Genomic DNA, 9,867 nt, shown 5'->3' on the forward strand with positions numbered 1-9,867 from the left:
GCGGTGGCGTGGGGTTCCTGACGCATACCGGCGCGCCCCCCGGGCGGCGCCCCCGCCACCCCGACAGCGAGGGCGGGCCGCCCCCCCCGCGCGGCGACGACGTGTTCCTCGGCCTGAACGCGATCATCATGCCGGGGGTGACGATCGGCTCGGACGCGGTGGTGGCGGCGGGTGCGGTGGTGACCCGGGACGTCCCCGCCGGGTGCCTGGTCGCCGGGGTGCCGGCCCGGGTGTCGACCGACGTGGCGTCCTTCGAGCGGCGGATGCTGTCGCGGTCACTGGGCACCGGGGGGCTGAGCCCGCAGCGTAAGCGGGAGGTGTTCCTGGAGCGGTACGGGGCGGCCCTCGACGCGGAGGTCGACCAGAGGCCGTCCGATTTGTACAGCTTCGCCAGATAGATCCGCGCGGTCCGTTGGTCACCATCCGAAAGGAACGATCGACATGTTGATCGCCACGATGACGAGGGCCGGTGCCGGGCTGGCGCGGCGGGTCGGCTCGGCTCCGGTCCTGAGCCTGCCGGCCCGCCTGGTGCGGGTCGCCCACCGCACCTACCTGCTGCGATCCGATCCGGTCCGCTACGCCCGCCGCATCGGCGTGCGGCTCGGCGAGGACTGCCGTCTGATCGAGATCACGTCCGCCACCTTTGGTACCGAGCCGTACCTGATCAGGCTGGGAGATCGGGTCGGCCTTGCCGGCGGCGTACGGTTCGTGACCCACGACGGAGCCGCCACCCGGCTTCGCCGGAAATATCCAGATATCGACGTGGTGGCGCCGATCCGGATCGGCAGCGACGTGGTGATCGGGCTCAACGCGATCATCATGCCGGGGGTGACGATCGGCTCGGACGTCGTGGTCGCGGCGGGGTCGATGGTGATGAAGGACATCGCGCCCGGCTGCCTGGTCGCCGGGGCGCCGGCCCGGGTGGTGACGGACATGGCCACCTGGGAGCAGCGGATGCTGGCCCGCTCGGTGGGTACCGGTGGGATGAGCCCGCAGCGCAAGCGGGAGGTGTTCCTGGACCGCTTCGAAGCGCGGCTCGCGGCGGATCCCGACGAGCCGCCGTCTGATATTATTAGCGTTGCTAAGTAAAGCGCGAGGGGCTTCGCGGGCCGGTCGCAGGTCGACGGTGGGCTCGCGTCGGCTGTGTCACAGACCCTCGGCGGCGATCCCTGCCGGCCGGGAATGCCAGGATGGTGAGCAGCCGGCCGAAGATGGCCGACGCCGCGGGCGGCCCTTGCGCCACGGGTCCGCCGCCGGCGGCGTCGCCATGGCGTAGCCGCAGGGGCGTGGTCATGGTGGCGAGCCTCGTCGTCCGCAGGTGACGGACGGCGGGTGACGAGGAGGAGAACGATGGACAGCTTCGGCAGTACCGGATCGCTCGCGGTAGGTGACCGCACCTACACGATCAGGCGTCTGGACGCGGTGCCCGGGGCCGATCGACTCCCTTACAGCCTGAAGGTGCTGCTGGAGAACCTCCTGCGCACCGAGGACGGCGCCAACATCACCGCGGACCACGTCCGGGCGCTGGCGAACTGGGACCCGTCGGCCGCGCCGAGCCAGGAGATCCAGTTCACGCCCGCCCGGGTGATCATGCAGGACTTCACCGGCGTTCCGTGCGTCGTGGACCTCGCGGCCATGCGTGAGGCGATGGCCGCCCTCGGTGGCGACCCGGCGAAGATCAATCCGCTGGCGCCGGCCGAGCTGGTCATCGACCACTCCATCATCGCCGATCACTTCGGCGGCGCGGACTCGTTCCAGCTCAACGCGGCGCTGGAGTTCAACCGCAACCGCGAGCGCTACCAGTTCCTGCGCTGGGGGCAGGCGGCGTTCGACAACTTCACCGTCGTCCCGCCGAACACCGGCATCGTGCACCAGGTCAACCTGGAATACCTGGCCCGCGTCGTGTTCACCAAGGACACCGCCGAGGGCACGCTGGCCTACCCGGACACCCTCGTCGGCACCGACAGCCACACCACGATGATCAACGGGCTGGGCGTGCTCGGCTGGGGCGTCGGCGGCATCGAGGCCGAGGCCGCGATGCTCGGCCAGCCCGTCAGCATGCTCATCCCCACCGTCGTCGGCTTCAAGCTGACCGGCGAGCTGCCCACCGGCACCACCGCCACCGACATGGTCCTCGTGATCACCGAGCAGCTGCGCCGGCACGGCGTCGTCGGCCGGTTCGTCGAGTTCTATGGCGAGGGCGTCGCGAACCTCCCGCTGGCCAACCGGGCGACCATCGGCAACATGAGCCCCGAGTACGGCTCCACCTGCGCGATCTTCCCGATCGACGGTGAGACGCTGAACTACCTGCGTCTCACCGGCCGCCCCGCCGAGCAGGTGGCGTTGGTCGAGGCGTACGCCAAGGAGCAGGGGCTCTGGCTCGACCCGAGCCACGAGGCCACGTACACCACCACCCTCGAGCTGGACCTCTCCACCGTCGTGCCGTCGCTGGCCGGCCCGAAGCGGCCGCAGGACCGGGTCCCGCTGTCCACCGCCAAGCAGGCGTTCCGCGCGGCGCTGCCCACCTACGCCAAGGCCGTGACGCTGACGAACGGCGGCGCGGACGAGGCCGACGCCGAGTCGTTCCCCGCCTCCGACCCGGCCGCGGCGTTCGCGGACAAGCCGTCGGACGCGCCGGTGTCGGTCAACGCCGTCTCCGGTCCGGTCGCGGACCGCCCGTCCAGGCCGACCCCGGTCACCCTCGCCGACGGCACTGTCGTGGAACTCGACCACGGCGCCGTGGCCATCGCCGCGATCACCTCCTGCACCAACACCTCGAACCCGCAGGTCATGATCGGTGCGGCGCTGCTGGCCCGCAACGCCGTGGCGAAGGGCCTGAGCCGCAAGCCGTGGGTGAAGACCACGCTGGCGCCGGGCTCGAAGGTCGTCATGGACTACTACGAGCGCGCCGGGCTCATCCCGTACCTGGACAAGCTGGGCTTCAACCTCGTCGGCTTCGGCTGCACCACCTGCATCGGCAACTCCGGCCCGCTGCCGGAGGAGATCAGCGCGGCGGTGAACGACGCCGACCTCGCAGTGGTCAGCGTGCTCTCCGGCAACCGGAACTTCGAGGGCCGGATCAGCCCCGACATCAAGATGAACTACCTGGCGTCCCCGCCGCTGGTCGTCGCCTACGCGCTGGCCGGCACGATGGACATCAACCTCGACACCGACCCGCTGGGCACCGGCCTCGACGGCCAGCCGGTCTACCTGCACGAGATCTGGCCGAGCGAGACCGAGGTGGCCGCGGTCGTCGCCGACGCGATCCAGTCGGAGATGTTCGAGTCGGACTACGCCGACCTCGCCGGTGACGAGCGCTGGCAGGCGCTGCCGATCGGCGACGGCGGCGAGGTGTCCCGGACGTTCCCGTGGGTGTCCGACTCCACCTACGTCCGTCACCCCCCGTACTTCGAAGGCATGGCGGCCAAGCCCGAGGCGCGCACCGACATCATCGGCGCCCGGGTGATGGCCGTCCTCGGTGACTCGGTCACCACGGATCACATCTCCCCGGCGGGTTCGATCAAGAAGGACTCGCCGGCCGGGCGCTACCTCACCGAGCACGGCGTCGCCCCCGGCGACTTCAACTCCTACGGCTCGCGGCGCGGCAACCACGAGATCATGATCCGTGGCACGTTCGCCAACATCCGGCTGCGCAACAGGCTCGCTCCCGGCACGGAGGGCGGCGTGACCCGCCACCTGCCCGACGGCGAGCAGATGGCGATCTACGACGCGGCGCAGAAGTACGCCGCCGAGGGCGTGCCGCTGGTCGTGCTCGCGGGCAAGGAGTACGGCTCGGGCTCCTCGCGTGACTGGGCCGCCAAGGGCACCTCGCTGCTCGGTGTCCGGGCCGTCATCGCCGAGTCGTACGAGCGGATCCACCGCTCCAACCTGATCGGCATGGGCGTGCTGCCGCTGCAGTTCCCCGCGGGCCAGTCGATCGAGTCGCTCGGCCTGACCGGCGAGGAGACCTTCACCATCACCGGTCTCGCCGACGTGGACGAGAAGACCCCGACGATCACCGTTCAGGCGGGGGAGAAGTCCTTCGACGCGGTCGTGCGGATCGACACCCCCGGCGAGGCGGAGTACTACCGCCACGGCGGCATCCTGCTCTACGTACTGCGCTCGCTGCTCTAGCCCACCGTCGGCACGTGCGGGGACGCGTCCCCGCCCGTGCGCCGCCGCCCCGGCGGCGGGCTCGACACCGAGGTGGTGCTCGTCGACACCTTCGGCAACGTCCAGCTCGCGGCGTCCGCGGCGCAGCTCGCCGAGGCCCGCCTGAGCCCACCGATGCGGGCGTGGCTGTGGCCCGCGCGCCAGGAGGCCGTCGAGATCGCCGTGGGGGTCACCTTCGCCTCGGTCGCACCCGGCGAGCCGCTGCTGTACGTCGACGCGGCCGGGATGGCCGCGCTCGCCGTGCGTGACGGAGACGCGGCCCGCACGCTGGGCCTCGCCCCCGGAGATCGGCTGGCTCTCCAACCGGGCTAGGCAGGTGTGGTGTCCGCTCTGTCCGTCCGGACGGACCATGACGATCATCATGGTGGTGGGTCCCGGACGGGGTGCGGACCATCCGCGGGCAGGCGGAACCCACGCGCCCGTCAGCAGAAGCCGGGGACGCTCAGCCAGCTCAGGCCCGGGTCGGGGGAATCGTCGCGCAGGACCGCGGCCTCGATCCGGCCGTACGGTCGGTCCGGCACCTGGTAGACGACGTCCGGGTTGTCCAGGCCGAACGGGCTGAGGTCGACCAGGAAATGGTGCTTGTTCGGCATCGACATCCGGATTTCGGCGACCTGCGGGCAGGCGGTCAGCGCCGTCTCGCCCATCTGGTAGAGGGTCTGTTGCAGGGCGAGGCTGTGCACCTGGGCGAAAGTGCTCACGAGGTGTTCACGGACCTCACCGAAAAGTGCGCCGAAATCGAGATCGGCCGCCGCGTACCGCCAGCGCGCCGTGACCTCGGTGGCAAGGATACGGTCGGTTGTCTCGGCGAGGGTGGTGTACCGGTCGCGGGGAAAACCCCAGAACTCCGAGCCGGTTGACTTGAGTACGACGAGGTCGGCGAGCCCGGAAACGACGAAGGCGGCGTCGCCGTCCAGCGTGACGACTGTCGTCCGCTTTTCGCCGCCGGCCCGGCTGAATGCGTGATCGTGGGGCGCCCCGTCGACGACGATCCGGTCCCAGTTGTACTGCTCGATCTCGACGCGGGCGCCGTCAATCCACGGAAAGGAGCCGACAAAGTGTCGGCCGAGGCGCAGCGCGAAGTCCTCGATCTGGCCGATGCCGTACTCCCGGGCGAAGGCGTAGACGGTGTTCTTCTGCGCGTCGGTGGTGAGGACCTGGGCGTTGTCACCGGTCAGGTGCGCGGCGGCGAAGTCGCCACGAAGCGCGGTCGACACGTTGAGGTCGGTGATGCGGTGGACCGGGCTCGAGCGGTCCACGTGCACCAGCCGGATCTCTGCCTTCCCGAACTGGTTCGGTCCGAGCACGATCGCCATCTGGCCTCCCTGGTCCTGGTCGCGCGCGGGCGATGCCCGGGCGCACGGTCGGTCCCCGCGCCCGCCCCGCCCGCACCTGTTCGGTGCGTCTCACCCTCTCGGGTGCCCCCGCCGGGGTCCTCGCGGTCGTACCGGCCGCCGCCGGGCGCCGGGCGGCCGGCGGCACCCGGGAGCGGATCGGCGGCAGCGCTCATCCTGCGGCAGCGCTCATCCTGTGGCAGCGCTCATCCTGCGGCAGCGGCGTGACGACCCGGCCCGCCGCCGGGTTTCGCGGAGGTTTCGGTTGGGCCCGGGCCCGGTCTCGCAGGGATCCGCCCCCGCGCGCGGGCTGGGCTCGTGATGATCCTCCGGGGGGCGTCCGGTGCTCGTCGCGGGGGTGACGGCACCGGTTCCACCCGGTCGTGTCACGTAGGTCATCAGGACCGCAACGGGTCGCCGCGAACCGGCGTCGCCGGGCGCGGGTGACGCAATGATCCGGACAGTGTTGATCAGCACTTCCTGGAGTCGTTCCGGGGTTGCCGAAAGAGTCTGTAACGCGTGGCCGGTTGCGTCCAGGATGGTGCCACGGTGGGCCTTGGTCGTCGCTTTCAACGGCTCGGCCAATTGTCATCCCCGGGGGACAACCTTGTCCGGTACCCGCGCGTCGAAACGGGTGAAAGGGGAGGGGTCTATGAGGAATACTCGGCGGTCGCTACTCTCCGTATTTATCTGCTCGGCGAAGAGTGATGGTCTTCCTGTTGACACCACTTGTTCCCGTGATCGACGGGCCGAGGTGCCGGCCGCTGGGTACCGTTCGGACCTAGGTTTCCGTCCGGCGAGGATGCCGGTCGCGTACTTCGGAAGAGGGCATTACATGTCTCGCTCGGTAATGATTCCCTCACGTGTTTCCGGGAGGTGGTGGAGTTGGCCGCCTGTCCTGGGCCGGGGCCGGCGCGGTGCGCCTGGAATACCCGATGGGTCGGCAGGACCTGTGCTGCCCGCCGTCCTGGGTGAGCCCGCGAGGCCAACCGGATCCGTGACGACCGTCGGCGCTGGTCGCCGGGCGCGGCGTCGGACCGGCGGGGTGATCGCCTTCGCCGCGGCGCTGACCCTGGCCGCCTGCTCGACCGGCGGCACGTCGGGAACCGCCACGCCCACCGCACCGCCGACCCCGGCCGCCGCCGTGACCGTCACCCCGGCCGATGGCGCCACCGCAGTGACCCTCACCGACCACGTCGTCGTGCGCGCCAACGCCCCATTGTCCGACGTGCAGGTCAGCCGGGCGGCCAGCGCCATCGAGAAGACCGACGCCGGCGTGCTCGCGGGCACCTACTCGCCCGACCGGCGCACGTGGACGTCGACCGGTGGCCTGTTCTCCGGCTCGAGCTACGCCGTCGCGGCCTCCACCAGCCCGGCGCCCGGCGTGATCGGTAGCAGATCGGTGCGCACCAGCTTCGTCACGGGCGTGCCCGAGAAGTCCCTCAGAGTCTCCTGGGACCCGGTCACCGGGCAGACGGTCGGTGTCGGCGCGCCGATCAGCCTGACCTTCTCCGCCCCGGTGCCCTCGACGCAGCGCGCCGCCGTCCAGCAGCGGCTGGCGGTGACGACCGACCAGCCGATCCTCGGCGCGTGGAACTGGGTCACCAGCCGTCTGGTCGTCTGGCGTCCGCAGCAGTACTGGACGCCGGGAACCAAGGTGCACGTCGAGGCGAACCTCGCCGGCTACGACGCGGGTGAGGGCCGCGTCGGTGCGAAGGACCGCGCCATGGACTTCGCCATCGGCTCCGCGCAGATCTCCAAGGTCGACTCCGCCAGCCACATCATGCGGGTGTACCGCAACGGGCAGCTGCTGCGGACCATGCCGGTCAGCCTCGGCAAGCCGAGCAGCCCGTCAATGGACGGGCCGCACAACGTCCTCGGGAAGTCCCCCGAGGTGATCATGGATTCGGCCACGGTCGGCATCCCCAAGGGCAACCCGGACTACTACTACGAGAAGGTCCAGTGGGCGGTGAACTACACCAGCGGCGGCCAGTACGTGCACTCGGCGCCCTGGTCGGTGGCCTCCCAGGGGAACACGAACGTCTCCCACGGCTGCGTGAACGCCTCGCCGGCGGACGCCGAGTGGTTCTACGGCATCAGCCGGCTCGGGGACATCGTCGAGATCTCCAACACAGGCCGTCCCGCGGACACCAGCCAGCTCGGCAACATCTGGTCGGTGCCGTGGTCGGTCTGGACGGCGGGCAGCGCCCTGTCGGTGTCGGACCAGCCCAACACGACGCCCAGCCCCACGGCGGGCACCGCCAGCGCGCCGGCCTCCGCTGCGCCGGCGACCGCGGCGGTGCCAGGTTCCGTCTCCGCCGCCGGGGGCACCTGACCAGGCGAGTCCGCACGCCCGACGGCCCGCCGACCGCACCAGGTCGCGGGCCGTCGTTGGGTTGCCCGCGCGGTCCAGGTGGTGACGCCCGTGCCGTGGCGGTGGCGGCGGACGGGACAGCGGTTGCAGACTGGACGGCGGGAGTCAGGCGGGACAGCGGCAACGGAACACGAGATCCAGGTGAATTTCCGTCCCGGACAGGTCATCGCACGACCCCTGACGAAGACCGTCGTCTCATGCTGTTGAGTGGAACCGTGAAAAGCGGGGTGACATCTCCCGTGCGGTGACGGTCGGCGCATCAGGGACGACGTTCGAGGGGTGCAGTGTGAGGCGCTTGCGCAACCAGACCACCGGTCTGCCGGTCTGGTGGGTCGAGGTGCTGATGTTGGCGGTGTTGTACTACTCGTACACCGGTACCCGGTCCGTGGCGGACGCCTCGGTGGTCGACGCGATGCACCTCGGGCGTGACCTGCTGCGCCTGGAGACCTACCTGCACCTCGACGTCGAGCTCTCGCTCAACCGGTGGGTGCAGCGTGTCCCGGCGGTGGCGGTCCTGTGCTGCTACTACTACGCCACCCTGCACTTCATCGTCACGCCGAGCCTGCTGGTCTGGTCGCACCGGCGCAACACCCGCAACTACGCACAGATCCGCTGGACGATCGTCGTCACCACGCTGCTGAGCCTGCTCGGGTTCTTCCTGTTCCCGACCGCGCCGCCTCGCCTGCTCACGGGCACCCACTACACCGACACGATGGCGCACTTCGAGGGCTGGGGCTGGTGGACCGGCACCGCCAGCGCCGCGCCCGACGGGCTCGAGAGCCTCACCAACCAGTTCGCCGCCCTGCCGTCGCTGCACTGCGCCTGGTCGCTGTGGTGCGGGTTCCTGCTGGTGCGCTTCGGCCGTCACCGACTGACGCGGACGCTCGGGGTGCTCTACCCGATGGCGACCCTGTTCGTCGTCATGTCCACGGCGAACCACTACCTGCTCGACGCCGTGGCCGGCTGGTCGGTGCTCGGGGTGTCCGCCGCCGCGGTTGCCCTGGTGTTCCACTGGCGCCGGGGCCGTACCGTCCCGCCGGCCGCCGAGCCGGCCCGTGTCGGTGAGCCGGCCGGAGTCGGTGAGCCAACCGGAGTCGGTGAGCCAACCAGCGTCGGTGAGCCAACCAGCGTCGGTGAGCCAACCAGCGTCGGTGCGGCGGGCCCGGGGCCGACCGCGGCGCCCGACCCTCGTCCGCCCACGGTCGCGCCCCGCCGCGGCGGTGACGGCTTGCCCGGCGTGTCCGAACTGGCCACGCGGCCCAACGGTGCCCGCACCGGTTGAGCCCACGGGCCCGGGGAGACGACCTCCTGCGCCGCCTGTTCGGTAGATGTTTGCCCCGGTGAGGGTCCGCTGATGCCGATGTGCGAAGGTTGTGGCGCGACCATGGCGGCCGCACCCCCCATCTGAGCCTCCACCGGGTCAGCGGCGTCCCCGCCCGGTCTCATCCCGCCCGGAGCCGAACGATGACCCACTCCCTGGCAGCCCGTCTGAACCGGCCCCGACCCGTGGCGTTCGCCGTGTCGTTGCTGCTGGCCTGGCTGTTGCTCGCCCTGATCGCGTTCGCGCTGCGTCGCGGGCCCATCCAGGACGATCTCGCCGCCCGCGCGACGGCGGCGGTGAAGGCCGCTGGCGGCGTCCATGCCCAGGTGCACATCGAGGGCCGGACGGCCGTCGTCACCGGCCGGTTCCCCAGCGCCGCCGCCGCCGAGCAGGCCCGGGCGTCCGCCGCGGTCAGCGGCACGACGTCCGCCCGTCTCGGCGACGACGTGGTGATCGCCAGCGAGCCCGCCCGTGCGCTGGTCCTCGCGGTGATCGGCAGGGACCTGTCGATCACCGCGACCGTGCCGGACCGGGACAGCCGCGCGCGGCTGCTCGCCGCCGTCGCCGATGCCGGCGGGGGAACCGTCCGCGGCACCGTCACCGTCGACCCGACCGTTGCCGAACCACCCGTCGAGGCCGTCCCGGCGCTCGCCGCCGCGCTGCGC

7 protein-coding genes and 1 pseudogene are annotated in these 9,867 nt (G+C 71.1%); 7 read left to right on the top strand and 1 reads right to left on the bottom strand.

Annotated features, from left to right (window positions below; all coding sequences use genetic code 11):
- The 4 genes from MXD58_RS12305 to MXD58_RS12320 all read left to right on the top strand — a co-directional run.
- Window positions 1–398, top strand: a 398-nt coding sequence (locus tag MXD58_RS12305; RefSeq protein ID WP_284678256.1) for a DapH/DapD/GlmU-related protein, incomplete at its 5' end; no start/stop codon positions are given.
- 43 nt (window positions 399–441) lie between these two features.
- Window positions 442–1,089, top strand: a complete 648-nt coding sequence (locus MXD58_RS30280) for an acyltransferase (RefSeq protein ID WP_284678257.1) — start codon at window positions 442–444, stop codon at window positions 1,087–1,089.
- A gap of 261 nt (window positions 1,090–1,350) precedes the next feature.
- The gene (locus MXD58_RS12315; RefSeq protein WP_248839497.1) at window positions 1,351–4,134 is read left to right on the top strand and encodes an aconitate hydratase; all 2,784 of its coding nucleotides are present in this window, start codon (window positions 1,351–1,353) and stop codon (window positions 4,132–4,134) included.
- Between the two features lie 36 nt (window positions 4,135–4,170).
- The gene (locus MXD58_RS12320; RefSeq protein WP_250609327.1) at window positions 4,171–4,485 is read left to right on the top strand and encodes an SAM hydroxide adenosyltransferase; all 315 of its coding nucleotides are present in this window, start codon (window positions 4,171–4,173) and stop codon (window positions 4,483–4,485) included.
- Between the two features lie 110 nt (window positions 4,486–4,595).
- On the opposite strand, the gene pucL is transcribed toward MXD58_RS12320, so the two are convergent.
- On the bottom strand, window positions 4,596–5,489 hold the full coding sequence (gene pucL / locus MXD58_RS12325) for a factor-independent urate hydroxylase (RefSeq protein WP_248840698.1): 894 nt from the start codon (window positions 5,487–5,489) through the stop codon (window positions 4,596–4,598).
- Window positions 5,490–6,552: 1,063 nt separating this feature from the next.
- On the opposite strand from pucL, the gene MXD58_RS12330 reads away from it, so the two are divergent.
- From MXD58_RS12330 to MXD58_RS12340, 3 genes and pseudogenes are all read left to right on the top strand, one after another.
- Entirely contained in the window at window positions 6,553–7,842 is a 1,290-nt protein-coding gene (locus MXD58_RS12330; RefSeq protein ID WP_308301953.1) for a L,D-transpeptidase, read from the top strand.
- Between the two features lie 325 nt (window positions 7,843–8,167).
- Window positions 8,168–9,163 (top strand): phosphatase PAP2 family protein, encoded by a 996-nt coding sequence (locus tag MXD58_RS12335; protein ID WP_248840696.1) that lies wholly within the window; start codon window positions 8,168–8,170, stop codon window positions 9,161–9,163.
- Between the two features lie 182 nt (window positions 9,164–9,345).
- Window positions 9,346–9,867, top strand: a pseudogene (locus MXD58_RS12340) (OmpA family protein); the annotation flags it as partial.

The sequence above is a fragment of the Frankia sp. AgKG'84/4 genome (genome assembly GCF_023242965.2).
Lineage (GTDB): Bacteria > Actinomycetota > Actinomycetes > Frankiales > Frankiaceae > Frankia.